At 66.9% G+C, this 25,802-nt stretch carries 27 protein-coding genes; 15 read left to right on the top strand and 12 right to left on the bottom strand.

Annotation, left to right across the window (positions count from 1 at the left end; all coding sequences use genetic code 11):
- Positions 1–9: 9 nt before the first annotated feature.
- A complete protein-coding gene (gene ku / locus BWQ92_RS08270) occupies positions 10–1,176 on the top strand; it encodes a non-homologous end joining protein Ku (protein WP_076799087.1) in 1,167 nt (388 codons plus the stop codon).
- 40 nt (positions 1,177–1,216) lie between these two features.
- Here the strand turns inward: ku and BWQ92_RS08265 are convergent, their stop codons facing one another.
- The 7 genes from BWQ92_RS08265 to BWQ92_RS08235 all read right to left on the bottom strand — a co-directional run bounded on the left by BWQ92_RS08265 (position 1,217) and on the right by BWQ92_RS08235 (position 6,911).
- On the bottom strand, positions 1,217–1,483 hold the full coding sequence (locus BWQ92_RS08265; protein WP_076799086.1) for a DUF7218 family protein: 267 nt from the start codon (positions 1,481–1,483) through the stop codon (positions 1,217–1,219).
- A 53-nt stretch (positions 1,484–1,536) separates the two neighbouring features.
- Positions 1,537–2,016, bottom strand: coding sequence for an SRPBCC family protein (locus BWQ92_RS08260; RefSeq protein ID WP_172411697.1), 480 nt, complete (start codon positions 2,014–2,016; stop codon positions 1,537–1,539).
- A 254-nt stretch (positions 2,017–2,270) separates the two neighbouring features.
- A complete protein-coding gene (locus BWQ92_RS08255) occupies positions 2,271–2,549 on the bottom strand; it encodes an HPr family phosphocarrier protein (protein WP_076799084.1) in 279 nt (92 codons plus the stop codon).
- Between the two features lie 50 nt (positions 2,550–2,599).
- Positions 2,600–4,633 carry a PTS fructose transporter subunit IIABC gene (locus BWQ92_RS08250; RefSeq protein WP_076799083.1) on the bottom strand — a complete coding sequence of 678 codons (2,034 nt, stop codon included), beginning with the start codon at positions 4,631–4,633 and terminating at the stop codon, positions 2,600–2,602.
- 2 nt (positions 4,634–4,635) lie between these two features.
- Positions 4,636–5,646: a 1-phosphofructokinase family hexose kinase gene (locus tag BWQ92_RS08245; RefSeq protein WP_076799082.1), complete on the bottom strand. Its 1,011-nt coding sequence runs from the start codon at positions 5,644–5,646 to the stop codon at positions 4,636–4,638.
- A complete protein-coding gene (locus BWQ92_RS08240; protein ID WP_076799081.1) occupies positions 5,643–6,449 on the bottom strand; it encodes a DeoR/GlpR family DNA-binding transcription regulator in 807 nt (268 codons plus the stop codon). The genes BWQ92_RS08245 and BWQ92_RS08240 overlap by 4 nt, the downstream gene beginning before the upstream one ends.
- 204 nt (positions 6,450–6,653) lie before the next feature.
- Positions 6,654–6,911: a DUF6458 family protein gene (locus BWQ92_RS08235; RefSeq protein ID WP_076799080.1), complete on the bottom strand. Its 258-nt coding sequence runs from the start codon at positions 6,909–6,911 to the stop codon at positions 6,654–6,656.
- A 173-nt stretch (positions 6,912–7,084) separates the two neighbouring features.
- On the opposite strand from BWQ92_RS08235, the gene BWQ92_RS08230 reads away from it, so the two are divergent.
- From BWQ92_RS08230 to BWQ92_RS08220, 3 genes are all read left to right on the top strand, one after another.
- On the top strand, positions 7,085–7,702 hold the full coding sequence (locus tag BWQ92_RS08230; RefSeq protein ID WP_076799079.1) for an alpha/beta hydrolase: 618 nt from the start codon (positions 7,085–7,087) through the stop codon (positions 7,700–7,702).
- Between the two features lie 627 nt (positions 7,703–8,329).
- Positions 8,330–9,076, top strand: a complete 747-nt coding sequence (locus tag BWQ92_RS08225; protein WP_076799078.1) for an HAD family hydrolase — start codon at positions 8,330–8,332, stop codon at positions 9,074–9,076.
- 76 nt (positions 9,077–9,152) lie between these two features.
- Positions 9,153–11,519, top strand: coding sequence for a glycoside hydrolase family 65 protein (locus BWQ92_RS08220; RefSeq protein ID WP_076799077.1), 2,367 nt, complete (start codon positions 9,153–9,155; stop codon positions 11,517–11,519).
- Between the two features lie 65 nt (positions 11,520–11,584).
- On the opposite strand, the gene BWQ92_RS08215 is transcribed toward BWQ92_RS08220, so the two are convergent.
- Positions 11,585–12,916: an MFS transporter gene (locus BWQ92_RS08215; RefSeq protein ID WP_076799076.1), complete on the bottom strand. Its 1,332-nt coding sequence runs from the start codon at positions 12,914–12,916 to the stop codon at positions 11,585–11,587.
- Between the two features lie 61 nt (positions 12,917–12,977).
- On the opposite strand from BWQ92_RS08215, the gene BWQ92_RS08210 reads away from it, so the two are divergent.
- From BWQ92_RS08210 to BWQ92_RS08200, 3 genes are all read left to right on the top strand, one after another.
- Positions 12,978–13,568 carry a hypothetical protein gene (locus BWQ92_RS08210; RefSeq protein ID WP_076799075.1) on the top strand — a complete coding sequence of 197 codons (591 nt, stop codon included), beginning with the start codon at positions 12,978–12,980 and terminating at the stop codon, positions 13,566–13,568.
- 139 nt (positions 13,569–13,707) lie between these two features.
- Entirely contained in the window at positions 13,708–14,583 is an 876-nt protein-coding gene (locus BWQ92_RS08205) for a hypothetical protein (RefSeq protein WP_076799074.1), read from the top strand.
- Positions 14,567–15,316, top strand: coding sequence for a LamB/YcsF family protein (locus tag BWQ92_RS08200; RefSeq protein WP_076799073.1), 750 nt, complete (start codon positions 14,567–14,569; stop codon positions 15,314–15,316). Before BWQ92_RS08205 ends, BWQ92_RS08200 begins: the two co-directional genes overlap by 17 nt.
- A 64-nt stretch (positions 15,317–15,380) precedes the next feature.
- Here BWQ92_RS08200 and BWQ92_RS08195 read toward each other — a convergent pair whose 3' ends face one another.
- Positions 15,381–16,739 (bottom strand): DUF445 domain-containing protein, encoded by a 1,359-nt coding sequence (locus BWQ92_RS08195; RefSeq protein WP_076799072.1) that lies wholly within the window; start codon positions 16,737–16,739, stop codon positions 15,381–15,383.
- Positions 16,740–16,789: 50 nt separating this feature from the next.
- Between BWQ92_RS08195 and BWQ92_RS08190 the strand changes: the two genes are divergently transcribed.
- The 4 genes from BWQ92_RS08190 (at position 16,790) to BWQ92_RS08175 (ending at position 19,602) form a co-directional block, all read left to right on the top strand.
- Positions 16,790–17,716, top strand: a complete 927-nt coding sequence (locus tag BWQ92_RS08190) for a glycerophosphodiester phosphodiesterase (RefSeq protein ID WP_076799071.1) — start codon at positions 16,790–16,792, stop codon at positions 17,714–17,716.
- Positions 17,717–17,728: 12 nt separating this feature from the next.
- The gene (locus BWQ92_RS08185) at positions 17,729–18,538 is read left to right on the top strand and encodes an AzlC family ABC transporter permease (protein ID WP_076799070.1); all 810 of its coding nucleotides are present in this window, start codon (positions 17,729–17,731) and stop codon (positions 18,536–18,538) included.
- The gene (locus BWQ92_RS08180; RefSeq protein ID WP_076799069.1) at positions 18,535–18,846 is read left to right on the top strand and encodes an AzlD domain-containing protein; all 312 of its coding nucleotides are present in this window, start codon (positions 18,535–18,537) and stop codon (positions 18,844–18,846) included. The genes BWQ92_RS08185 and BWQ92_RS08180 overlap by 4 nt, the downstream gene beginning before the upstream one ends.
- A gap of 102 nt (positions 18,847–18,948) precedes the next feature.
- On the top strand, positions 18,949–19,602 hold the full coding sequence (locus tag BWQ92_RS08175) for an SIS domain-containing protein (protein ID WP_076799068.1): 654 nt from the start codon (positions 18,949–18,951) through the stop codon (positions 19,600–19,602).
- A gap of 50 nt (positions 19,603–19,652) precedes the next feature.
- On the opposite strand, the gene BWQ92_RS08170 is transcribed toward BWQ92_RS08175, so the two are convergent.
- Both BWQ92_RS08170 and BWQ92_RS08165 read right to left on the bottom strand, forming a co-directional pair.
- A complete protein-coding gene (locus BWQ92_RS08170) occupies positions 19,653–19,850 on the bottom strand; it encodes a hypothetical protein (RefSeq protein ID WP_236783152.1) in 198 nt (65 codons plus the stop codon).
- Between the two features lie 209 nt (positions 19,851–20,059).
- The gene (locus tag BWQ92_RS08165; protein ID WP_076799067.1) at positions 20,060–20,680 is read right to left on the bottom strand and encodes a TetR/AcrR family transcriptional regulator; all 621 of its coding nucleotides are present in this window, start codon (positions 20,678–20,680) and stop codon (positions 20,060–20,062) included.
- Positions 20,681–20,791: 111 nt separating this feature from the next.
- Here BWQ92_RS08165 and BWQ92_RS08160 point away from each other — a divergent pair, with 111 nt between their 5' ends.
- Complete coding sequence (locus tag BWQ92_RS08160) at positions 20,792–21,139, top strand: thiamine-binding protein (RefSeq protein WP_076799066.1); 348 nt, start codon at positions 20,792–20,794, stop codon at positions 21,137–21,139.
- Between the two features lie 45 nt (positions 21,140–21,184).
- Positions 21,185–21,862 carry an O-methyltransferase gene (locus BWQ92_RS08155; RefSeq protein WP_076799065.1) on the top strand — a complete coding sequence of 226 codons (678 nt, stop codon included), beginning with the start codon at positions 21,185–21,187 and terminating at the stop codon, positions 21,860–21,862.
- 107 nt (positions 21,863–21,969) lie between these two features.
- On the opposite strand, the gene BWQ92_RS08150 is transcribed toward BWQ92_RS08155, so the two are convergent.
- Positions 21,970–24,156 (bottom strand): VCBS repeat-containing protein, encoded by a 2,187-nt coding sequence (locus BWQ92_RS08150; protein ID WP_083706250.1) that lies wholly within the window; start codon positions 24,154–24,156, stop codon positions 21,970–21,972.
- A gap of 572 nt (positions 24,157–24,728) precedes the next feature.
- On the opposite strand from BWQ92_RS08150, the gene lepB reads away from it, so the two are divergent.
- Together lepB and BWQ92_RS08140 are read left to right on the top strand one after the other, a co-directional pair.
- Positions 24,729–25,181, top strand: coding sequence for a signal peptidase I (lepB, locus tag BWQ92_RS08145; protein WP_236783151.1), 453 nt, complete (start codon positions 24,729–24,731; stop codon positions 25,179–25,181).
- A gap of 136 nt (positions 25,182–25,317) precedes the next feature.
- Entirely contained in the window at positions 25,318–25,797 is a 480-nt protein-coding gene (locus tag BWQ92_RS08140; protein WP_076799063.1) for a Dps family protein, read from the top strand.
- Positions 25,798–25,802: the final 5 nt, after the last annotated feature.

Here is a 25,802-nt window from a genome sequence, read left to right as displayed (position 1 = left end):
ACTGTTCTCATGAGAGCGATCTGGAAAGGCGCCATCGCGTTCGGGCTGGTCAACGTCCCGGTGAAGGTCTACAGCGCCACCGAGGACCACGACATCAGCCTCCATCAGGTGCACAACGCCGACGGCGGCCGGATCCGCTACCAGCGCCGCTGCGAGGTGTGCGGCGAGGTAGTTGACTACTCCGACATCGAGAAGGCCTACGAGGACGACGGCCGGACAGTGATCCTCACCAAGGACGAGCTCAAGGCCATCCCCGCGGAGAACAGCCACGAAATCGAAGTGGTGCAGTTCGTCCCCTCCGAACAGCTCGACCCCATCATGTTCGAGAAGAGCTATTACCTGGAGCCTGACTCGAAGTCGCCCAAGGCCTACATGCTTCTGCGCAGGGCCCTGGAGGACACCGAGCGTGTGGCCGTGGTGCAGTTCGCCCTGCGGGACAAGACGCGGCTGGGTGCCTTGCGGATCCGCGATGACGTCCTGATGCTGCAGGCTCTCCTGTGGGCGGACGAAGTCCGGGAGGCCGCGTTTCCTGCCCTGGACACCTCCATCCGCATTTCCGCGCAGGAACGGGAGATGTCCGCAGCGCTGGTGGAGTCCATGGCGTCCGACTTCGAGCCCGAGCAGTTCACCGACGACTACCAGGCGCAGCTTCGGCAGCTCATCGAGGCCAAGCTGGAAAAGGGCGACGCGCTGGATACGGAAGAGACGTTCGGTGCCGAAGCGGAGGGCGGCAAGGGTGAAGTCATCGACCTGATGGAAGCGCTCAAACGCAGCCTCGACAAGAAGCGCGGGGGAGGGGCGGCAGCCCGCGAACCGGATGAGGAGGAGCCGGCTGAAGAAGAGGCGCCCGAACCCGCCAAGCGCAGCGGGCGCAGCACCGGCGGAGGCAGGAGCAGCGGCAGCCGGAGCAGCGCCGCCAAAAAGGACGCCGGGGATTCGGAGGCTGAAACTGCCAAGAGCGGCACAACCAAGAGAGCTACCGCGGGCGCCCGCAGCAAGGCTGCCGGCCCGTCGAAGACAAGTACTGCCTCGAAGGCCGGCACTGCCTCCAAGACTGGCACCGCCTCTAAGTCCGGCACTGCCTCCAAGACCGGTACCGCTGCCAAGTCCGGGGCGGCGGCGAAGACCGGCACCGCCACCAAGTCCACGGCGAAGACCGCGCGGAAGGGCGCCTGACAAGGCGGGCGCTCCGCCGCGCGGCTGCACCTGCATGCGCTCAGGAGTTCCTGAGCGCTGAGATGAGTTCGCTCTTTTTCTTACCTGAGTATCCCTTGAGGCCGATGTCCTTGGCTTTTGCCTTGAGCTGGTCCACGGTCCAGTCCTCGTAGTCGCCGGCCTTGCCGCCCTTGCGGCCCACCTCGAAGCGTCCCTTCTTGGCTGCCGCGTTGGAGACACGGGCCGCCTTCTGTTTTGAGGCCCCTTCGTCGCGGAGCTCTTCGTAGAGTTTGGGGTCCTTCAGGCTGGGGTTCTTCTTTTCTGGCATGGCGTCCTCCGTGATGGAATGCGCGGCCGCAGCGAAACGGCCGGTGTAGTGGGTCAGCGGGCTCCCGGGCTGTCCACTTCGCCCCGGTCCACCCAGGCGCGCCAGGCGCCTGTCTCGATGCCCCGGGCCTCGATGAACTCCTTGAACCGGGCAAGGTCGGCGGACACCTGCTGCTCATCCACGTGGGCTGCGGCGCCGGCCCGCTCCAGCAGGGTTTCCGGCTCCCATTCGAGTTCCACGTTCACGCGGCAGAGGTCCTCGCCAAGTTCCTCGAAGGTCACCCGCCCAGCGTTGCGGGGCTTGTCCTTGCTGACCCAGGCAATGCACCGGTCCGGCGTCTGTTCCAGGATCTGCGCGTCGTACTCGCGTTTGACCCCGGCCACACTGGTGCGGAAGTGGAGCGAGGTCTCGTCGATCTGTTCGACGGATTCGACGCCCCTCATGAAACTCGGGAAGGATTCGAACTGTGTCCACTGGTTGTAGGCGGTGCTGACTGGTACCTCGACCTCAACGCTTTCCTGCAAGGTTTCCACTCTGTCATCCTCCTTCAGCCCGGCAGTTCCGCCGGTCATTCGAACGGCTGGCCACAGTTCCAAGCTAGTGGGACGCAGAATCAAAAACAAGAAACTACTAAGGTTGCTTACTTCACATCGAAACTGCCGCTGATCAGGGGCGATGCGCGCCTCGGTCACGCCCAGCGGCAATCCATCCCGGGAACGGCAACGGCCGGCCTCCGCACAGCGCCATAAGGGGCTGTTGCGGAAACCGGCCGTAAAGCGTGCGGTGCCTACTCGGCGTCGTGATCCGTTTCCAGGATCTGGACCAGGCGGTCAAGCGCGGCGTCGGCGCCGTCACCCTCGGCCCGCAGCACCACAACGTCGCCGTGCGATGCGCCAAGGCTCATGAGGGAAAGGATGCTGGCTGCGTCCATGGCCTCGTCGGCAGGCTCCCCTTCGCGGGCGATGGTGATGTCGAGGTCGAACTCGCCAGCAGCCTCGGCGAAGATGGCGGCGGGGCGGGCGTGCAGGCCTACACGGCTGGCGACGGTTGCGGTACGTTCGGACATTTCTGCTCCTTGCAATTGCATTGTTGGTTGAGTGCTGAAGGACAGCGGGATCAGACAGTTACCGGGACGGACTCCACCGTATCAACGGCCTTGCGGGCAGCCCAACGTTTGAGGGCCACCACGATGACGGCTGTGATCACCATTCCGGCCAGGATGGAAACGGCGAACATCAGGAGGTTGCCGATGGCAAAGAACACGAAGAAGCCGCCATGGGGTGCCTGTGACGTCACACCGAAGGCCATGCTGAGCGCTCCGGTGACGGCTCCACCGGCCATGCTGGCCGGGATGACGCGCAGCGGATCTGCCGCTGCGAACGGAATGGCACCTTCGGAGATGAAGGAGGCTCCCAGCAGCCACGCCGCCTTGCCGTTTTCGCGCTCGGCCAGGCTGAAGACCTTCTTGTCCAGGACGGTTGCCAGCGCCATGGCAAGCGGCGGCACCATGCCGGCGGCCATCACAGTGGCCATGATTTGCCACGGCGCCTGGTTGGTGGCGCTGCCGGCGCTCAGGCCGGCGACGGCGAAGGCGTAGGCCACTTTGTTGACGGGGCCGCCGAGGTCGAAGCACATCATGAGGCCGCGGATGCCACCGAGAACGACGGCGGATGCGCCGGTCATGCCGGAGAGCCAGCCGTTCAGGCCAGCGGTGAGGCCGGCGATGGGGCCGCCCAGCACCATGAACATGAGGCCGGAGGCGACGATGGAGGCCAGCAGGGGGATGATGACGACGGGCATCAGGCCGCGTAGCCAACGCGGGACGGCCCAGCTGCCGATGACGTGTGCGATGTAGCCTGCGAGCAGGCCGCCGACGATGCCGCCGAGGAAGCCGGCGCCCATGAAGCCAGCCACAGCACCAGAGACGAAGCCCGGGGCGATGCCCGGCCTGTCCGCAATGGCGTAGGCGATGTATCCCGCCAGGGCCGGCACCAGGAAGCCCATGGACAGGGCGCCGATTTTGAACATCACGGCACCCAGATAGATGGCGAGGCCACCTTCGGGCAGGTTACCGAAGTTGTTCTCCAGGACGACGGTGTCGGCCACTTCAGTGATGTCATACCCGCCCAGCAGGAAGCCGAGCGCAATCAGCAGGCCGCCACCGGCTACGAACGGGATCATGTAGCTCACGCCGGTGAGCAGTGCCCGCTTCAGCTTCTGGCCGATGTGCTCGCCCTTTTCGGCGGCTTCCCGCTCGGCCTGCTCCTCGGCACCGAAGTGCGGAACACGGTGCGCGTGCGGGTTGTCCGCCGCGTCAAGGGCTTCCTGGACCATTTTGCCGGGCTCGTCGATGCCGCGCTTGACCGGCGCGTTGATGACCGGCTTACCGGCGAATCGCTCCTTGCCGCGCACGTCCACATCGACGGCGAAGATCACGGCGTCTGCAGCGGCGATGACGGCCGGGTCCAGCGGCTTGGCGCCGGAGGAGCCCTGGGTTTCCACCTGCAGGTCCACGCCCACTTCCTTGGCTGCGGCCACGAGGGAGTCCGCTGCCATGTAGGTGTGGGCGATGCCGGTGGGGCAGGCTGTGACGGCGACGAGGCGCTTGGGCCCGCCGGCGGCAGTTCCGGCAGCAGCGCCAGTGGCTGCCGGGGCGGCCGTGGCCCCAGCCGTTTCGGGTGTGGCGGCAGCAGCCGGCTTGTCCGACAAGGCGTTGTCCACGAGCTCCACGATTTCTTCCCGGGTGGTGGCCGCGCGGAGCGCCCCCGTGAAGTCCTTCTTGATCAGCGAGCGGGCCAGCTTGGACAGCAGCTTCAGGTGCTCCTGGTCGGCGCCGGCCGGTGCGGCGATGAAGAAGATGAGGTCGGCGGGGCCGTCCTTGGCGCCGAAATCGACGGGCTGGGACAGGCGGGCCATGGCGAGGGTGGGTTCGGTCACGGCGGCCGAGCGGCAGTGCGGGATGGCGATGCCGCCGGGAACGCCGGTGGCGGTCTTCTGTTCGCGGGCGAAGGCATCCGTGAAGAGGCCTTCAACTTCGCTCGCGCGACCGTTGGCGGCAACACGGCCGGCCAGGTGGCGGATCACGTCCTCGGGCGAATTGCCCAGGTTCTGGTCAAGCTCGACCAGGTCCGCGGTGATGAGCTGAGTCACTGTCAATCCTTCCGGAGGGCCGTGATGGTTACGGCGTCGGGGGTTGTTTGGTGGACTGCCGGAACGGTGGAACCCGGCAGGGAAGCGGCGGCGGCGCCATGCGCCACAGCCTGGCGGAGGCAGTCGGCCGGGGCAGCGCCCTGGCTGGCGGCCAGCAGGTAGCCGGCCAGCGACGAGTCTCCCGCGCCGACCGTACTGACTGCGGTGACCGGCGGGTGCGTGGCCAGCCACGCGCCGTCGGCCGTCACGAGGACAGCGCCCTTTGAACCGAGCGTTGCCAACACGGCCCCCACACCGGAACGCACGACGGCGGCAGCTGCCGCCGCGGCAGCGTACGGATCCGCTTCGAGTTCCTCAGCCGTGCTTGCCGAGGAAGACCCTGCTGCTGCGGCCAGTTCCGCCAGCTCCTCGGCATTGGGTTTGAGCAGGTCCGGTTTCCCGGAAGCTGTTCCTGTTGATGTTGCCGGCGCCTCGTCGGCGACGGCCGCTGCCAGGGGAGCACCGGAGGAGTCGACGGCGATCATCGGAACGCCCGCACCGGCGTCGGCATTGCGCAGCCGACGGGTGACGGTGGCATAGAAATCAGCCGGCACGCCCGGCGGGAGCGATCCCGCCAGGACCACCCAGCTGGCTCCCCGTGAACGTTCCAGGAGCAGGTTGATCAGCGCTTCCTGGGTGTCCTCGGCGAGGACCGGACCGGGCTCGTTGATCTTGGTGGTGACCCCGCCGGGCTCGGTCAGGGCCACATTGGTCCGCAGCGGTTCGTGGATGGCCAGCGACGCGAACGGTACGCCCTCTTCACGCAGGCCGGCTAGCACGGGATCGGACTCCGCGCCGGGCAGCACCGCAAGGGTCTCGAGGCCGGACGTCACGAGGGCACGGGAAACGTTGACTCCCTTGCCGCCGGATTCCTGCGTGACGGAGACTGCGCGCTGGACTTCGCCGCGCTCAAGCGGGCCGGGCAGGGCCACCGTCCGGTCCAGGCTGGGGTTGGCAGTGAGGGTCACAATCATGCGACCACCACCTCCACGCCTGCCTCGGCGAGGGCCGCTGCTAGTTCAGAACCGGGTTTGCGGTCAGTGATCACGGTATCCAGATCTTTCAACGAGGCGAACTGGACGAGCGTTTCCGCTTCCAGCTTGGACGAATCGGCCAGGACCACAATGCGGCGCGCCGAATGGACGAAGGCGGCCTTGACTGCGGCCTCTTCGGAGTCTGGTGTGCTGAGGCCGAAGCTTGCGTGGATGCCGTTGGTCCCCACGAAGGCAATGTCCGGGCGCAGCTTGCCGGCTGCTTCCACCGTGCCCTGGCCCACAGCGGCCTGCGTGAGTCCGCGGACCCGGCCGCCCAGAATCTGCAGGGCGATGCCGGGGGTGCTGGCCAGCTTGGCGGCAATGGGAATGGCGTGGGTGATGACCAGGAGCTCCTGGGCGGGATCGGCCGGCTTGGCCGGGGCTGCGGCACCGCGGCGGGCGAGGAGGTCGGCCAGGACTTCGGTGGTGGAGCCGGCGTCGAGGAGAATGCTGCTGGAGGGGCCCTTCGGGAGGAAGTCGAGGGCGGCCTCGGCGATGCGCAGCTTTTGCGCCTGCCGCTGGATGGTCCGCTCGAGGATGCTTTCTTCCGTAGTGCTGAAGCGGTCGGCGGATACGGCCCCGCCGTGTACGCGGCGCACCGTGCCCGCCGATTCCAGAGCGGCCAGGTCGCGGCGCACGGTTTCGGTGGTGATGCGGAACCGCTCGGCGAGGTCGGTCACGCTGGCGCGGCCGCTGGCTGCAACAAGCCCGGCGATCTGCTGCTGGCGCTCCTCGGCAAACACATACCCTCCGTTGCGTAGTGGTGGATCACGGCTCTTCAGTGCTTCAGTGATGGCTGTCACAAATCTGCAAGTACTTGACTTTATCTTCGTTCATGTTGGTTTGTCAACGAAAAAACCACAGAAAACCAAAAGCCGGGCCAGACCCGAAGGTCCGGCCCGGCCATGCTTGGCGAGTCCGCTGCTGCCCGTCCTTGCCGAGCGGTTCTACAGTCCGTTGTCGCGGCTTTCATTCCGGGTGATTCGCTCGCCTGTGTTCGGATCCACGACAGAGCGCGTCTCACTGACCCGGCCCCTCCTGCCGGGGGAGGCGATGACCAGGGACGCGATGAGCCCGATGACACCGACGGCCATCAGGATGTAGCCGATCAGCGTCATGTCGACGTTGGGGATAAGGCCTGGCGTGACGGCCCAGGCGAGAATGGCGCCCAAGGCGATAAGGAAGATGGAAGAACCGATTCTCATGAGGTGCTCCTTGCGTTCGCGGACTTCTCACATCCGGATCCGTGCGGTTTGTCGTGCGCCGATTGCTAAGCATGCTGTCAAGCGTCAGGCTACATCCGGGTACCCCGACTTTCAATCAAAAGCGCAGGTCAAGGGCGCGCATGAGTTTTTGGATGACTCGCTAGGCTGATCGGATGGAGACGGTTGTATGGTCCAAGCCGGAGGAAGAGCGTGCAGGCACCCCGCTGCTGGTAATGATGCACGGCTACGGCACTGACGAATCCAGGATGGTCAACCTCTTCGACTATCTCCCAAAGGAGTTCACCTGCGCGGCGCTCCGCGCGCCCATGCCCATCGCCAACGGCTACGGATGGTTCCTGCTGGACTACTTCCTGACCAACGATTTTGCCGACGTCATCTCGGCGGCCAACTCAGTGTTTTCCTGGATCGACTCGGCGCGGTCTAACCACGCCAGCGTGAGCCTGCTGGGGTATTCGCAGGGAATGGCCATGGCGACCACACTCCTGCGCCTGCGGCCGCGGGACTTCCCTGCCGTGGTGGGGCTTTCCGGATTCGTCCTCAACAATGACCTGCTGGCACTCAGTGAATCCCTCGACGAGCGGCCCCCGTTCTTCTGGGGAAGGGACAAGGCTGACCTGATCATCAACGGGGACGCAATCGCCTATACCGAGGAGTGGCTCAACACGCACACCCGGCTCACCGCGCGAACGTATCCCGGCATGGGTCACGCCATGTCCAAGGCCGAGATGGTGGACGTCAGCGCGTTCCTGCGGCACTACGTCCTGAGCTGACTTATAAACAGTTGCGGGGCAAAGCTGCAAGCGTTTACACTCATCCTCGACCGGTGCCGGCCATAGCCGTCCACCGATGTTGGGGGCTGGAAGAGAACGACTCAAGAGTTTCGAAAGGGCAGGACCGCGCCATGCCTCCTTGCGCCACCCATCCTGCGCGGACGTTCCGCTGGCTTGCCCTCAACCGCCTGCACCTTCATCATGGACATAGGCCAAAAACCCTGCGCCCGCACATGGGCGCCTTCTGCCTGGCCCGCAATGCAGCGGTGCAACTGGCGGAACCGCGCGAATTCACGCGCCGGACATAACCCGTTTTCTTTCAGCCGTTCCGCTGCGGGCAGTGGAACGCCGCCGTTTCCGGCAGGGCAGCGCAGCCCGGTCCGCAGGAAGCCCCGGCTTTTGCAGGCTGCAGAACAAGCCAACAGAACCGTTCGGGCACGCGGCGCGCCTAGCGGAAGGTCGGGCTGAACGGGAAGGTCGCGCTGAGAGCAAGGTCGCGCTGAATCCAAGATTCCAGGCGGCAGGTTCTGCAGGCACGCCGCATCTCCCCTGGTCACCGTCGACCACGTTCGTGGTAGTTTCCCCAACACATTGCTGTCCAACCCCCGAAAGGACACGGAGAAAAGCATGACCGAAACCCTGAATACCAACGCTGGCAGCCGGCCGAACAATTGGACCGGCGCCGCGGCCATCCTCTTTGACCTGGATGGTGTGCTCACCCCCACTGCCATCGTCCACGAGCGCGCCTGGCAGGAACTGTTCGACGGCTACCTCGAAACCGTTCCCGACAAGGACGGGTACCGGGAGAGCGACTACTTTGACCACATCGACGGCAAGCCCAGGTTCGACGGCGTCCGGGACTTCCTGAGGTCCCGCGGCATCACCCTTCCCGAGGGCCCGGCCGATGACCACCCGGACAACGTCACAGTCCAGGGCCTGGGCAACCGGAAGAACAGGATCTTTAACGACATTGTCAGCGCCGGGGTGGAGCCATATGAGGGATCGGTGCGTTTCCTGGAAGCCGCGCTGGAGCGTGGACTGAAGGTCGCCGTCGTCTCCTCCTCCCGGAACGCCCCTTCGGTACTGCGGGCGGCCGGCCTGGCGGATCTTTTCCCGGTGGTTGTCGACGGCGTCGCGGCGGCTGAGGCAGGGCTGCCCGGGAAGCCGGACCCCGCCACCTATGAGTACGCTGCCCGGCTCCTTGACCTGCCCAGCGAGCAGTGCGTCGTCGTCGAGGACGCTGTCTCCGGCGTGCAGGCGGGCAGGGCCGGCAGTTTCCACTCCGTCATCGGCGTGGACCGCGGGGCGGGGCGGCAGACGCTGCTCGACGCCGGTGCCACCCTGGTGGTCAACGACCTCGAAGAACTTCTCTAGCCCCGAAGTTCCCGTGCCGGGTCCCCCAGCCCGGCAGAACGTCCAGCACCATTTCGACCGTCTAAGGAACGCCATCATGGCACTCATCAACGCCGACCGCGTCCGCTTCCCCAATGATCCCTGGAAGCTCGTGGAGACGAGCCACGCACCCGGCGACGCCGGGACGCTCGAGACGCTCTTTGCCCTCGGCAACGGCCACCTCGGCGTCCGGGGTGCCCACTGGGCCGCATCCGATGCCGAGCTGCCCGGCAGCTTCATCAACGGCTTCCACGAGATCTGGGACATCAAGCACGCGGAGAACGCCTACGGCTTCGCCCGCACCGGCCAGCGCATCCTCTACATACCGGATGCCAACAATTTCACGGTCATCATCGACGGCGAATTGCTCAGCCTCGCTGAATCGGCAGTGCTCGATTACCGGCGGTCCGTGGACTTTGCCACCGGCATCTACGAGTGCAGCATCGTCTGGCAGTGCCGTTCCGGTGCCACGGTGACCACCGTGGAGCGCCGGGCCGTGGGCTTCGAAGCGCGCGGCAGCCTGGGCATCTCGCTGGAGGTTTCCGCCGACCGGGCAGTCTCCGTGGACGTCACGTCGTCCGTCATCAACCGGCAGGACCAGCCCGTGGAGGACCATTCCGCGCACGACCCGCGCCGGGCCGGACGGCACGCGGGCCGCGTTTTGCTGCCTGTCCGGATGGAGGGCGGCGACGGTTCGCTGCGCCTCTCCTGGGAGGCCGCGGAGTCGAAGCAGCGGGTGGGGATCGCCGTCGATCACTGGACATCGGCGGGCCACCAGCCGTTCGATACGCTCGTGGACCAGGACGACAGCAGCGTCCGCTACGTGCTGGCGGTCTCCGCCGATGAGCCGTTCCGGCTGGAAAAGAGCGTCAGCTACGCCGTGGCCAGGGGAGCCCTGACGGGCCGGCCCGGCGTTGCGGACGCGGAAGCCGGGGAGGACCCGGCGGTTGCGGCGGAGGCCGGGCTGAAGCCGGTCGGCGATGTCTTTGCCGAAAGCGAAGCGCACTACCGCAGTTACTGGGCCAACGCCGACATCCAGGTGGGCGCGCAGCCTGAACTGCAGCAGGCCATCCGGTGGAACCTCTTCCAGCTCGCGCAGGCCACCGCCAAGGCGGGCGTTGCCGGCATCCCGGCCAAGGGTGTGACCGGTTCGGGCTACGACGGGCACTATTTCTGGGACCAGGAGATCTACCTCCTGCCGTACCTTACGTATTCAAACCCCGACGGCGCGCGCCAGGTTCTGGAGTTCCGGCACGAGATGCTCCCGGACGCCAAGATCAGGGCCAAGGAGCTGAGCGTGGACGGGGCGCTGTTCCCCTGGCGGACCATCAACGGGCTGGAGGCGAGCGCCTATTACGCTGCCGGCACGGCGCAGTTCCACATTGCCGCTGCCGTTGCTTTTGCCACCAACCGGTACGTCTGGGCCAGCGGGGATTCCGAGTTCCGCGCGGGGATGGGGGCCGACCTGCTGATTGAAACCGCCCGCATGTGGGCGTCCCTGGGCTTCTTCGGCAAAGACGGGCTGTTCCATGTCCACGGCGTGACGGGGCCCGACGAGTACACGGCGGTGGTGAACGACAACCTGTACACGAACGTCATGGCCCGGTTCAACCTGCGGGCCGCTGCGGCGCTGAACCACCCGGCCGTGGACGACGCGGAACGGGAACTGTGGGAGGCCGCCGCGGAGCGGATCCAGCTGCCCTTCGACGAGCACTTCCAGGTGTACTCGCAGGACAACGACTTCATGACCCTTGAGCCGTGGGACTGGACGACGCCGCGCTCGAAGTACCCGCTGCTCCTGAACTTCCACCCCCTGGTGATTTACCGCCATCAGGTACTGAAGCAGGCGGACACCGTGCTGGCCATGTTCCTGCAGTGGCAGGAGTTCACGGCCGAGGAAAAGCGCCGGGCCTTCGATTTCTATGATCCCATCACCACGGGCGACTCCACCCTCTCCGCCTGTGTCCAGGGGATCATGGCCGCCGAGGTGGGTTACCGCAAGGCTGCCCTGGACCACTTCACGAACGCCGCTTTCATCGACCTGGACAACACCCACGGCAACACGATCGACGGCGTCCATATCGCCTCCACCGGCGGGGTCTGGAGCTCGCTCGTGTGTGGCTTCGCCGGGCTCCGCGACCAGGGCCCCGTGCCGTTCTTCGATCCGCGGCTGCCCGAGGAATGGGACAGCCTGCGCTTCCACCTCAGGTTGCAGGGGCGGCTGCTCCTGGTGGAACTCGACCAGGGCGCCCTTACGCTGACCGTCCTCGACGGCGGAGAGCTGGACATCGACGTGCGCGGGGCCCGGTTCACTGTGGGTTCCCGGCCGGTCCGCGTTCCGCTGGAGCCGGTGCACGTCCCCGAACCGTCGGTGTTCCCCAGCGGGCCGCCGACGGCGAGCATCCCGGTGGTGCGCGCCCGCTAAGTGGCGCCGGGCGGCACCCGCGGCCCGGCGCCCCTGCTGGTGGCGCCGGGGCCCGCCCTCCGCTCTCAGGTGGCGGTCTCGGCCTCGACAGGGAGCGGGTCCCGGCGTTCGAGCGGATGGGCGATTTCGTCCGACGACATCCGGGCCACCAGCAGTGCCACCACCGCTATGACCGGGCAGACTCCGCCCGCCACCAGGAAGATGAGCCAGATCGGCAGGACGGAGGCAGCGGGGCCGGCCAGCGCCATGGACACCGGCATCAGCGCCAGGGACACAAAGAAGTCCAGGCTGGACACGCGCCCCAGCAGGTGCGGCGGTACGCGCCGCTGCAGCAGCGTTCCCCAGATGACCATGCCCACGCTGCCGGTGGCGCCGAAGATGAAAAGCGCCAGGGCAAGCAGCCAGAAACTGTCCATGAGCCCCACTGCCGCCAGCGGCAGCGTGCCCGCTCCCCAGCACACCATCATGAGGGTCAGGTAGCGGCGCGGCAGCCGGACCGATGCCGTCACCAGCGAGGCCACGGCGCTGCCCACGCCCATGATGGCCAGCAGGAACCCGAACATGCGGCTGTCCCCGCCCAGCTGGTCCCGGATCACGAAGGGCAGGAGCACTTCGATGGGGCCGATCAGGAACAGCACCGAGATGCAGGCCCAGAGCAGTGTCCAGAGCAGCCACGGTGTCCGGACTGTGTAGCTGACGCCCTCGCGGAGGTCGGCGAAGAAGGAGCTCTTTGCGGGTGCCTTGGCTGTGCCGTCCTCGCTGGCCCCGTCGCCCGTGGCGCCATCCCCCCTGCCGGGGGCCTCGAGGGCATGCTGGCCGAGGAAGTTCAGGACTATGAAGGCCAGCAGGTGGCACACGGCAACGCCGGTCACGGCGTGCGACGGCGACAGTGCGGCCACCAGGACGCCGGCCACTGCGGGGCCCGCCGCCTGCTGAAGCGTGGGCCGCAGGGTCCCTTCCATGCCGTTGGCCGCGAGCAGGTCCTCCGACGGGAGGATCCGCGGCAAAATCGCGGAGTACGCCGGGAAGAAGAAGGCCGCCCCGACGCCAAGGACGAAGGCGCCGGCCACCAGGTGCCAGAGCTGCAGCCAGCCTGCCATCGCCAGTCCACTGACCGCCGCGATGACGACGAGGTTGATCCCTTCGACGGCGATGATCAGCAGCCGCTGCGGAAAGCGGTCTGCCGCGATGCCGCCGGCAAGGACGAACGCCACGAGCCCCACGCTGCCTGCAGCGGCCACCAGGGACAGTTCGAGCGGGCCGCCGCCGATGTGGATGACCTGGTAGACCATGGCCACGGCCCACATGCCCGAGCCGAAGATGGAGATGGCCAGGGCACCGATCAGGACACGGTACTCGCGGTGGGAAAAGGGCCGAAGGGCGCGGGGGAGTGGCACAGGGCAATCTTAGGCCAGCCGCTGCGGCATGGAACGTCTCCGGGAGGGATAGGCTCTAGCCATGGGGAACACACCGGTACGGCCGGGGAGGCGCAATGTGGCGCTGATCGGCGCTAACTTCGGCCTTGCCCTGCACCCGGTGGACCGGAACGGCGTTCATATTGCCGGCGAGCCTGCCAGCTGCTTTGCTTCGTTCTGGCTGGCCGACTGGTCCCGGTGGGGAAGCGGGACGGTCCTCATGGTGGCCACGCTCCAGGGCTGGCGCAGCTACGGCTCCAACGAACTCCTTGCCTCATCCCTTGCCACCGAACTGACGCGCTTCCTTCCGGAGGCCGCGCGTTTTCCGCTCGGTGCGGTCAGCCACACCGGGGACGAGTTCGACGTCGAACTGGATCTGGAACGGGGCTTCCGGGCAACCGGAGGGCAGGCCGCCATCGAGATCTCGGGGGTGCTGGACCGCCGCCAGTTTTCCGCCCCCGACTTCCCGCTCGGGCCCGCCAGTGCCTCGATGAGCAACGTCTACCATCCGTGCAGCGGAGGCAAACTCTCCGAGTTCGGGGTCGAATGGCCCGGCGCCCCCACGGTCTACCCCGGACCGCGCGGTCCCTCATCCTCCGCGTACATGGCGCTGGCCGAGTCCTGGGCGCTGTGACGGGCTTACCCCGTGAGGGACTGCTTGTGAAGGATTGCCTGCGGCCAGTGATCAGCATGCTTGGTATGTTGGGGTGTGCCCTAGTGTTAAGGCTAGACGGCGGTCTCCGGCCGCCGGTTGTTCCGACGTAGAGGTGATGATGGCCAAGCGACGCAACCCCGCGATGAGAATCGCGCACGAAACAGCCCACAACGCCGTGTTCGACGCCCACGGCAATCCCAAACCCGGCGTACACAACCTGCTGCTGAAGGCGGTGGAGATCCAGCGCCCGCTGGTGGTCGCGAACATCCGCCGGCTTCAGCGCCGCAATCCGCGGGCGTCCGCCGCCCAGCTGGCGGACATCCTTGAGCGTGACTATCTCCGGGCAGTGACGGGCGGGGGCGCGCTGGTCGGGGCCACGGCCGTCGTGCCCGGTGTGGGCACCTTGGCGTCCCTCGGTCTCTCAGCCGCCGCCACCGTGGGGTTCCTGGAGGCCACGGCCCTCTACGCCACCTCGCTGGCCGAGCTTCACGGGATCCGGATGACGGACCCGGACAAGGCCAGCACCCTGGTGATGGCCGTGATGCTCGGCGAGGAGGGGACTGCGCTGCTCGGTTCCCTCAGCGGCCAGGCCATGGGCAGGGGCAAGGGCGCAAGCCAGGCCTGGGGCAATGCGCTGGCGGGCAGGATGTCCTCGTCCGGCGCCGGCTTCATCCGTGAACGGATCCAGAAGGCCTTCCTCCGGAACCTGCTGAAGCGGCAGGGAACCGCACTGTTTGGGCGTGCGCTGCCGTTCGGCGTCGGAGCAGTGGTGGGCGGTGCCGGCAACCTCATGATGGGCCGGACCGTCGTCGCCAATGCCAAGGAGGCGTTTGGTCCGATGCCGGACACCCTCCCGGGTGAGCTCAAGCCTGCAGGGGCAGAGGGCCCGGACGCCGGATCGCCGGCTGGCCGCCCACTGGATGCCGGCACATGGGATGCCGGCACACGCGAATCCGGCATAAGGGAAGGCGGTACGGGTGGATCTGAACGCTGACCTCGGGGAGTCCTTCGGCTCCTGGACCATGGGTGACGACGCCGCGATGTTCGAGCTGATCACCAGCGCCAATGTGGCGTGCGGTTTCCACGCCGGCGATCCCGTGACCATGCTGGACAGCTGCCGCGCCGCCTATGAGCTGGACGTCACCGTCGGCGCCCACGTCGGCTACCGGGACCTCGCCGGTTTTGGCCGCCGTTCCCTGGACATGTCCTTCGATGAGCTGTTCGGCGACGTGCTGTACCAGTTGGGGGCGCTGGACGGAGTGGCGCACGCGGTGGGCGCCACGGTGGACTACGTCAAGCCGCACGGTGCCCTCTACAACCGGGCGTTCCACGACGCCGAGCAGGCTTCGGCGCTGGTGGCGGCCATCCAGGCCTACGATCCCGGCCTGCCGGTGCTGGGCCTTCCGGGGTCCGAACTGCTCAAACAGGCCCAGGACGCCGGGCACCCTGTTTTCCGCGAGGCGTTCGTGGACCGCGCCTACCTGCCGGACGGCACCCTGGTGCCGCGCTCGCAGGAAGGTGCCGTGCTGCACGACGTCGAGCCGATCGTTGAGCGGGCAGTGCGCCTAGCGCTCAAGGGCGAGGTGGTGGCGGTGGACGGGACCGTGGTCCGGGTGGACCCCGATTCCCTGTGCATCCATGGCGACACCCCCGGCGCCGTCGACATGGCCGCTGCCGTCCGGGCCGGCCTGGAGGGAGCCGGGGTGGAGCTGGCCCCGTTCGCATAGGGGCCGGGTTCTCCTAGGGGATCGGCACCGGCCTCCCGGCCGGCGCGGTTCCCCGAGGAGCCGGTCAGCCGAACGCCAGATGGGCCACCGTGAAGATGGCCAGGCCGGCGAGGGATCCCACCACGGTGCCGTTAATCCGGATGAACTGCAGGTCCTTGCCCACCTGGAGTTCAATTTTCTGCGAGGTCTCCTCGGCGTCCCAGCGGGCCACCGTATCCGTGATCACCCCGGCGATATCCGACCGGTACGTGCGGACCAGGTAGCCGGCCGCATCGCCGATCCAGGCGTTGACCTTGCCGGCCAGTTCCTCGTCGGTGACCAGCCGGGTGCCGAAATCGCGGACCGCGGCCTTGAATTTCACGGTCAGTTCGCTGTCCGGATCGTCGACGGCGTTGAGCAGCGCGCCCTTGATGGTCGCCCAGGTGCGGGAAGCCAGTTCCCGGACCTCCGGATCGCCAAGCACCTGGGCCTTGATGCCCTCCGCGCGGGCGATCATGGCGGGATCGTGCTGCAGGTCCTGGGCGAGATCAGTCAGGTACTTGTCGATGGACAAGCGGACCTGGTGCTGCTGGTCGTCCTGGACCGCGCGGGTGAATTTCAGCAGCTCGATGTAGACCTTGTCGCCCACCAGGCCGTCCACGAAGCTGGGCACCCACTGCGGGGAGCGCTCGGTGACGAGCCGGCTGACCGTCTGGTGGTTGGCCGCAACCCAGTCCGCTGCCCGGTCCACGAGGAGGTCCACCAGCTTGTGGTGGTGGCCCTCGGCGAAGATCCGCTCGGCCATGCGTCCTACGGGAGGTCCCCACGGGGGAGCCAGGAGGTGCTTGCGGACCATGCCCTCGATTACGGCCTGCACGTCGTCGTCGTTGAGCACTTTGAACGTGCCGCGGATGACGGCCGCCCCTTCCTTGGCCACGCGCTCGGCGCCGCCCGGCCCCGACAGCCAGCTGCCCACCTTGCCGGCGATGTTGATGCTGGCCAGCTTGTCGTGGACCACCTGCTCGGACAGGAAGTTCGTCTCCACAAACTCGCCCAGGGACGCGCCGATCTGGTCCTTGCGGCGCGGAATGATGGCGGTGTGCGGGATCTTCAGCCCCATGGGGTAGCGGAACAGGGCCGTCACGGCGAACCAGTCGGCCAGGGCACCCACCATGCCGCCTTCCGCCGCGGCCCGGACATACTGCAGCCACGGGTACTGCTTCTGCAGCGCGAAGGCCACGACGAACACCACGGCCATGGCAAGCAGCAGGCAGAGCGCCACCAGTTTCATCCTGCGGAGGGCGGCCGCCTTTTCGGCGTCGCCCGCCGTGAGCTGATGGGGTCCGACGGCGGGCCGGGCCGGGCCGTCCTGCCCCGGACGCTCAGCGGTTGCCTCACCGGGGGGAGATGCCAGCTGGGTGGTTGGTTCAGAGTTCACCTGCATGTGCCAAGCCTAGTCCCGCTTTGGCGGCGGCGGTCGGCTAACGTGTGACCATGACAGCCGACGAGTCAGTCCCAGCCCGTCCCCTGGTCTACGCCCACCGGGGTGCCAGCGCGGATTTCGCCGAGCATACCCGCGCCGCTTATCTCCGCGCGCTCGCCGACGGTGCGGACGGTGTGGAGTGCGATGTGCACCTCACCCGTGACCAGCAGGTTGTCCTGCTGCACGATGCGAACCTGGACCGGACCTCGGACGGCACAGGTCCGGTGGCCGAACGGACGGTCGACCAGCTGCGGCTGCTGGATTTTTGCTCCTGGAAGGGCGTCCGGATCCCCGAGGCCTACGGGCCCAGGTCCGAACAGTTCCTCACCCTGCCGGACCTGTTGGACCTCCTCCGGGCCGCCGGGCGGGAGGTCGGGCTGGCCATCGAGTTGAAGCATCCCAGCCCCTACCAGCTGAAGCTGGAGGACCGGGTGCTGGAGCTGCTGCGGGCGGAAGGATGGGACGCCCGCACGTCCCGGCTGGGCAACATCCGGGTGACGTTCATGAGCTTCAGCCCGGATTCAGTCCGCCACCTGCTCAAGGAAGTGCCCCCGCAGTTCATCTGCCAGTTGGTGGACGACGTCAATGTCACCGAAATTCGCGAAGAACTGGGGCTGGGTCCCTTCACGGGCAGTGCGGTGGCCAACGTGATGAAGGCCGCGCAGCTGGAGGGGGAGCGGATCCTTAACGACGGCGAAGTGGCCATCGCCGGACCCGGCATCGACTACGTGCGCCGGCACCCGGGCACTGTGGGCCGGTGGCTGGATTCCGGCCGCCGCTTCCGGGTCTGGACGGTGGACGCAGAGAATGACGTGGCCCTGTGCCGGGAGCTCGGCATTCAGGAAATCACCACCAACCGGCCGGGCCAGGTCCTTGCCCTGCTCCGGCAGCCGGCCCTGGCAGCCGGCACTCCCACTCAGTCCCGGCCGCCGCTGTGATTGAGTGGGGGCATGCCCATCACCTGGCCCCCCAGCCTCCTGCGTTCCCCGGCGGTCCGCGTCGGACTGTCCATCAGCATCGCAACCGGCCTTTACGGTGTGTCCTTCGGCGCCCTTTCGGTGACCTCGGGCCTGGACTTCTGGCAGACCATGGCCCTGAGCCTGCTGCTTTTCAGCGGCGGTTCGCAGTTCGCCTTCATTGGAGTGGTGGCCGGCGGCGGCTCGGGCCTGGCGGCCATGGGGGCGGCCACCCTGCTGGGAATGCGCAACGGAATCTATGGCATGCAGCTCAACGTGCTGCTCCGGCCGAAGGGGTGGCGTCGTTACGCCGCCGCCCACGTGACCATCGACGAGTCCACGGCCACCAGCACCGGGCAGTCGGATCCTGACGAGCAGCGCAGGGGCTTCTGGGCCGCCGGCATTGGGATCTTTGTGCTCTGGAACGTCTTCACCGCGGTGGGTGCGCTGGCCGGAGGCGCGCTGGGAGACCCGAAGCAGTGGGGACTCGACGGTGCAGCCGTGGCGGCTTTCCTCGGCCTGCTCTGGCCGCGGCTGAAGGGCCGTGAACCGGTGGCGATCGCCGTCGTCTGTGCCCTGGCAACCGTGCTGGCTGTGCCGTTCGTCCCTGCAGGCGTTCCCATCCTGATTGCCGCAGTGGTGGCCGCCGTCATCGGCTGGCTAAGCCACGGCCGCCAGGACGAAGGGCTCGAGCCGGACATCGACCCGTACACCGAGCGGCACGCCGGCCATCACCCGGCCCCGGGCCACCATTCAGGCGGGCGTCACAAGGGCAACGGAACCAGCCCGGGAGGTGCCAAGTGAGCCTGTGGGTGTGGTTGTTGCTCGCCTGCCTTTTCGCCTACGCCTGGAAGCTGGTGGGCTACCTTCTGCCGGCCAGCCTGCTGCAGAACCCCAGAACGTCCCGGATCGCCGGGACCATGACCATCGGTTTGCTGGCGTCCCTGACCATCGTCAACACCCTGGCCAACGGGCAGGCTCTGGTTCTCGATGCCCGCCTGGGCGCATTGGCGGCGGCCGCTGTGGCACTGCTCCTGCGGGCACCCTTCCTGGTTGTCGTGCTGGCAGGGGCGGGGGCTGCTGCCTTGCTCCGGCTGGCCGGCTGGAGCTGAAGCAGCGGGAAATCTGGTATCCGGGTGCCTCCGGGGAAATAATGCCCAGGGGTGACGTGGGTCACTGCGGCTGTATGCTCTAAATAAGAGGTGTTGTACAAAATGAAGGCCGTCAGCAGACTGTCCCGGACCCGCGCCACGGATGCGCCGTTCGAAATGAAAGCCCCGGTGGACATCGTCCTCGAGCACCTGCGGCAGGTGGGGCCCGCGGTGGCGTCCCTGAGAAACGAGTCCTCACGCCTGGCCAAGTGGGGCGAGGAACTGGCCCGCCTGCTGCTTTCCGGAAACCGCCTGGTCACTGCCGGAAGCGCCGGTTCGGCGGCGGAGGTGCAGCAATTCACCGCGGAACTGCTTGGACGTCACGCGAGTGAGCGCCAGCCGTTTTCCGTCATCGCGCTGAGGCCAGGAGTGTCACCAGGCGCTGCCCCCGTCAGCGCCGTCGAAATTGCCCAGGGGCACGCGGATGAGGTCGCCAGCCTGGTGCGGGCCCACATCCGTTCCGGCGATGTTCTCCTGGCAGTGTCCGCCAGCGGTCACCGGCGTGCCCTGCTGGAAGCCACGGTGGCTGCGCGTGCCGCCGGAGCCACCGTCTGGGCTGTCACCGGGGCGGCTCCCAACCCGCTGGCGCAGGCGGCGGATGAGGCCATTTGCATCAACGCTCCCAAGCCCCAGGTGCGCGAAGCGCAGCTGATCGCGCTGCAGGCCATGAGCGAATGCCTGGCCGCGGCCCTGCACACGCTGTCCACCCAGCCCTAGCGGGCTGTGCCCGTCAGGGGCTCTGGCAAAGTGACGCGGGCTGCAGCGGCTCAGGCTGCGCCGTAGGCGTCGGGTGAGGCCGGCTCGGACCGCCGTGCGAGCTCTTCGGTGGCGAGGTCGTACCAGTCCTGGGCGCCGAACACGGGAGTCGGCGTATCAAGGTTCCGGTAGAGCGCGTCCACGATGATGGCAAGCTCATCGGTGGAGGCCGCACCCAGAGTGATTTCAGGATCCGTTGAATGTTTCATGAAGTGCGCGAGCTGTGAGCGGTTCATGATGCCACGGCCGGTCTGAGCTGGATACATGCTGGCTGAACACATGCAGGAAATGACATGGTGTGCTCCGTATATGGAACTGTCCGAGGCTGACTTCCTAACCCACCGGTGTGCCTAGCTTACTGTGCAGGGGCGGTGTGCGGAATATGCCGGACCCGCACAGCCAACTATTCGAACTGGAGCTATTCGAACTGTGACGAAGGGAGTGGCACCTGCGGGGGAAGGGCCCTGGTGGGACGTTCGGCGCGGATCGCGTCCTCAACGAGGGCGGCGGGCCGGCGCCAGGCGTCGGAGCCGGGCTCCATGGTGTCCACCACTCCGATCAGCATGGCCAGGAGCCGCACCATGTCCGTCAGCGAGATGTCCACGCGCAGGGTCCCCTGGTCCTGGCCGCGGTCAAGGAGGACGCCAACGGACTCGATCAGGCTTCCGGTGATGCCCGTCAGCAGATCCCGCCTGCCGGCCACGGCGCCGAGCAGGTTGGCGTTGTCACTGGCCGCTGTCATTACTGCGTCGATGACCCGGAAGAGGCCTTCGGCCGCATCGGTGCCCGCCAGGGCGACGTCGATAACCGGGTCCACGTGGAGCCGGAGCTGGCGGTTCAGGGCAGCCAGGACCAGCTGTTCCTTGTCAGAGAAATTCCGGAACAGCGTCGCCGGACCGACGCCTGCGGTTGCGGCAATGGTCTGCAGCGGAACGTCCGGGCCGTACTGCCGGAAACACTCGCGGGCGGCATTGATGATCTTGTCCACGTTGCGTGCAGCGTCGGCACGCAGTGGCTTGCGCTCTACTACGAGGTTCATGGACCAAGGTTAGCAACGCTGTGTCAGCCTGGCTCCGTTACCGGTTGGTAGCGCCGAATATGACACAGCCCACAGACCGGGCGGCACCCGGCGCCGTGTCAGACTGGACCCATGTTGCTTGCATTTTCAGTCGCCCCGTCCGGAATTCCCGCTGATCCTGCCTACGCCGCGGCGGGTGCCGGGGATGCATCCGTGCACGGCGCCGTGGCTGCCGCCGTCAGGATTGTCCGGGAGTCCGGGCTGCCCAATAAGACCGACTCCATGTTTACTACTATCGAGGGTGAATGGGATGAGGTGTTCGACGTCGTCAAGCGCGCCACCGAGGCCGTGGGCAAATTCGGTAGCAGGGTGTCGCTGGTGATTAAGGCGGACATCCGGCCCGGCTATTCCGGCGAGCTCACCGCGAAGGTCGAGCGCCTGGAGGGCGCCCTGGGCGGCACCGCGGCCGAAGGCAACTGACAGGGAAGCCTAGCCGGGCAGGGAGCTTGCTGGAAGACTGTGCGCATGTTTGAGCACAAGCCCCGGCCCGAGTGGACGGCCATGGAAAAGTACCTGTCCGACGTCGTAGTCCACCCCGATCAAGCCGTCCAGCGTGCCGTCCGGTCCGCCGAAGAGGCCGGAATGCCGCCGATCGAAGTGACCCCGAACGCCGGCAAGCTCCTGAAGCTGCTGGTGGCGGCGTCCGGTGCCCGGAAAGTGCTGGAGATCGGCACCCTGGCCGGCTTCAGCACCATCTGGATGGCCCAGGGAATGCCCGACGACGGGCGGCTGGTGACCTGCGAATACCTGCAGAAGCACGCCGACGTGGCCCGGGCCAATGTGGACGCGGCCGGCATCGGCCACAAAGTGGAGATCCGGACTGGCGCGGCGCTGGACACCCTCGCCGCCCTGGAGGCCGAAGGGCACGGCCCGTTCGACTTCGTCTTCATCGATGCGGACAAGGAAAATAATCCGCAGTACCTCGACTGGGCCGTGCGGCTGGGGAGGGCCGGCACGAGCATCGTGATGGATAACGTGGTGTGGGAGGGCGTGCCGCTGGACCCCTCGATGGATGAGGTCAACGCGCCGGGAATCATCGGTGCGCTGCAGATGATGGGCGAGGACAGCCGGCTGGACGCCACGGTCATCCAGACCGTGGGCTCCAAGGGCTGGGACGGCTTCGCGCTGGCGGTGGTGCGCTAAGGGTGCCATTGCCAGCATAAAGAAGCACCGCCCGCGTACAGGATGTACGCGGGCGGTGCTCTTTCTTGCTGGGTGCTCTGGGAGCTGCTTGCTCCGGGAGCTGGGAACTACTGGATGGAACTCATCGTGCTCCAGCCGCTACCGACGACGGCCTGGCCCAGGATGCCGGTCGTACCATTGCCGCGGTAGAGGATCAGGCCGCCCCTTGAGTCGCGGGCGATGATGTCTGCCCTGCCGTCACCGCTGAAGTCGCCGGGAGCCGTCAGGGTGTTGAGGCCGCCCCAGCCGGCGCCGAGCTGGACCCGGGCGAGGAACCCGCCGGCACCGTCGCCGCGGTAGAGCCAGAGGCTGCCGGCAGCATCGCGGGAGACGATATCGGGCTTGGCGTCACCGTTGAAGTCGGTGCCCAGGATAATGTTCTGGCCATTCCAGCTGCTGCCGATCTGGATCCGGGTGGTGAAACCGCCGTTGCCGACGCCTGGGTAGGCGAAGAGCCTGCCGGAACTGTCGCGGGCTACAAGGTCCGCCTTGCGGTCACCGTTGACGTCTCCGGCAGCGGTGATGGCCGTGAAGGAGTTCCAGCCGGAGCCGACCGGCGCACCGCCGAGGAATCCGCCGCTTCCATTGCCGCGGTACAGGTACAGCACGCCGCTTGAGGACCTGGCGATGACGTCGGCCTTGCGGTCGCCGTTGAAGTCGCCGGCGCTGATGATCGCCGTCATCCCGTTCCAGCCGGCGCCCATCTTGGTCCGGGGAAGGAAGCCGCCGCTTCCGTTGCCACGGTAGAGCCAGAGCGTTCCCGTGGAATCGCGGGAGATGACATCGGCCCGGCCGTCACTGTTGAAGTCCTGCACCTTGCGGTACGGGGCGGTGACAGTGGTGCCGATCTGCACCGTGCGGCTGGCCAGCGCACTGACATTGCCGGCAACGTCCGTGGCGCGGACCAGGAAGTTGTACGTACCGCTGGCCTGTTGATCCCACGTCTTCGGCGAGGCGCAGGTGGGATCCCACGTCACGTTGGTCGGCTGCAGTTGGCATTCGAACCGTGCGTTAGCGTCGTTGCTCGTGAAGCTCAGCGACGGCGTGGTGTCCAGGCTGGGCGAGGACGGGAATGGGGCTACCACCGAAGCTGTCGGGGCAACGGAATCCACGGTGAAGGTCAGCGTTGCCGACGTCAGGAACTCCGGCTGGGTGGGATCGCCGGCGAAGGCGGGGTTCGCGACCCGCGCCTGCACCGTGTTGCGGCCCTGCGGCAGGGCCGCAAGGGTTGCCGAGTAGTTGGACCCGGTCAGCGTGGCGGCAGTCGGTGCGCCGTTATTGACGATGAGCTGAACGGGACCGGAGACGCCGGCCGGAAGGGTTCCGGTGATGGTCGGCGTCGTGATCCGGGTGACGTTATCGGCGTTGGAGCGGCCACTGTCGCTGGCTGCCGCCAGATCCGGGGTGGACGGACCCGTCTCGGTACCTTCAGCGATCAGGCCCTGCACCGTGAAGAGGTTCGTGGTGGCAGTGTTGACGCCGGGCCCACCGGCGTTCGGACCGGTGATTGTCACGAAGTTGTTGCCCGAGGGGGCGCCGGTGACGGTGCGTGCGGTGTTGATGTCGCCCAGGGTGCCGGGAGCGGCACCATCCTGGCGGAGGAACGTTGCCGTGGTGCCCCGGCCAAAGTCACCCAGGAAGGCGGCGCCGACGCCGGCCCAGTTGCAGGCCGCGTCGGGGGTTGGGGCGCAGGCGCCCAAGTCAAACGTCTCATTAATTTCGCCCGCCGTATCGGCGACCAAGGTGTCCTCGCCGTACGGGTGGGTGATGGTGTACGAGGCGCCGGCCTGCAGGCTGACAAACCGGAACCGGAGGCGGGCGAAGCCCATCTGGTCTCCGTCGACCACGGCCTCGTTGGCGTGGGCGGCTTCCAGGGCTGCCTCGTAGCTGCCGGTTCCTACGTCGGCCATCGCCGCGAACCAGAAAGCCTCATCCGGGAAGTTGTCCGGGTAGGACACCGCCTGGCCAGGATTGGGCGGTTCGCTCAGGCAGCCCTTGCCTGCTTCATAGCAGAGCTGCAGCCTGACCGTGCCGTCCGAATACCAGGTAGGGAACCCGTTTGCCGGGTCGACTGGACCCATCCCGGCGGTTTCAGCGTTGGCGGGAACAGCGCCGAGCGGTGACAGTGCGGCTGCCAGCAGTGCGCCGGCAACGGCCGGGGCAATGCGCCCGGCGGTGGTGCTGGGCTTGCGGTGCGCTGGCCGGGAGCGCTTGGCTCCGTCAGGCATCGTGAGCCTCATCGCTGAATGCGACATGGTAACTCCTCATTGGACACTCGATTTATGGCCCCCAGTACCTACAAGGCCAAGCCGGGAGATGCGTTCCCAACTGCGTCAACAGTGGACGCCTCACCTTGGACAAAGGTCGGATAAAACCGATGGGAAAAAGTGGCTGCACGGCGCCAAAAGCCGGGTACACCCCCTGCTGCCCCCCGGATTTGTTCGCGCTCTGGCTGGGGAAAGCGAATTCGACCATCGATTTGAGGGGGCCCAATTGGGGGTGGTCCCCAATAACCCCCACGATTTCCCGCCCGGTCCGGCTTTTTACAAGCACGCCCCGCCATGCTGGACCCATGCAAGCCGGTCTCAAACCATCTTTTATCGGAAGGAGGCCCGGTAATGACCGTGGTCAGCCAGTCCAACGACCCCATGACGGCGGCACCGGCCCAATGGGACGGCTAGCGGCACACAGGGCCGACCCAAAAGACAGGGCCGACCCAAAAACGAGCGCGGGCCCGAGAACCGGGGCGGCCCCTGACGGCAATGCCATCCCCGGAAACTCTGCCGGCACTGCCCGCCAGGGTTTCCGGGGGAAGACAATCGCGACCGTGCTGCTGCTGGCCGTGGGTCTTCTCGCCTCCCGGCTGTGGCTGGTGGAGCCGGTGACGGTCAGCTCTGACAGTATGGCGCCGGCTCTGCCCAAGGGCAGCGTGGTGCTGATGTTCAAGCCGGGGCCGTTACTGGGGCCGGTCAGGGCCGGAGACCTGGTGGTGTTCACCAGCCCGGAAGACGGTAACCCCGCGGTGAAGCGCGCCATTGCCTTCGGGGGCCAGAGCGTTGCCATCGAGGATTCGGTGCTGGTGGTGGACGGGGTGCCGCAGGCCGAGCCCGGGATTGACCACAGCCGCATCGACGGCACCTATTTTGGCCCCGTCACGGTGCCTGACGGGCACGTGTTCGTCCTGGGTGACAATCGGTCCGGATCCATCGATTCACGGGCCTACGGGAGTGTTCCGCTGGAATCGCTGCAGGCAACGGTGCTGTGGCCCGCTGGCCGCTGAGGCGCATGTCCCCGCCACAAAGGGCTCGGCCCAAAACATAAGGCGGCGCAAGAGATAAGTATGCTGGGAATCATCCTGGCGGGCTGCCTGGCCAGCCAGGCATGCACATGCATTGGTGACGGCAGCGGAGGAAGACATGAAAGCATCCGAGACTCTGGCCAGCAATCTCCAGAAGGTCCTCACCGACCTGATCGAGCTGCACGTCCAGGGCAAGCAGGCGCACTGGAACCTGGTGGGCACCAACTTCCGCGACCTGCATCTGCAGCTGGATGAAATCGTGGACAGTGCCCGCCTCCTCGCCGACCAGACGGCCGAGCGCATGCGCTCCATCCATGCCCTTCCGGACGGCCGCAGTGCCACCGTCTCGTCCGGCACGCGGCTGGACCAGTATCCTGCCGGCCTGACCGTCACCAAGGACACCGTCAAACTCATCACCGCGAGGCTGGAACAGACGGTCAAGACGATGCGCGATGTTCACGATGAAGTGGATGAAGAAGATCCCACGAGCGCGGACCTCCTGCACGCGGCCATCACCCGGCTGGAGCAGCTGGCCTGGATGGTGAACGCGGAAGTGATGCCCGCCTCAGCGTCGGTCACCGAACCGGAAAAGGGATAGCACGG

This window comes from Arthrobacter sp. QXT-31 (genome assembly GCF_001969265.1).
Taxonomy (GTDB): domain Bacteria; phylum Actinomycetota; class Actinomycetes; order Actinomycetales; family Micrococcaceae; genus Arthrobacter.
The sequence above is the reverse complement of the archived record's forward strand: the minus strand, read 5'-3'. Positions and strand labels throughout refer to the sequence as shown.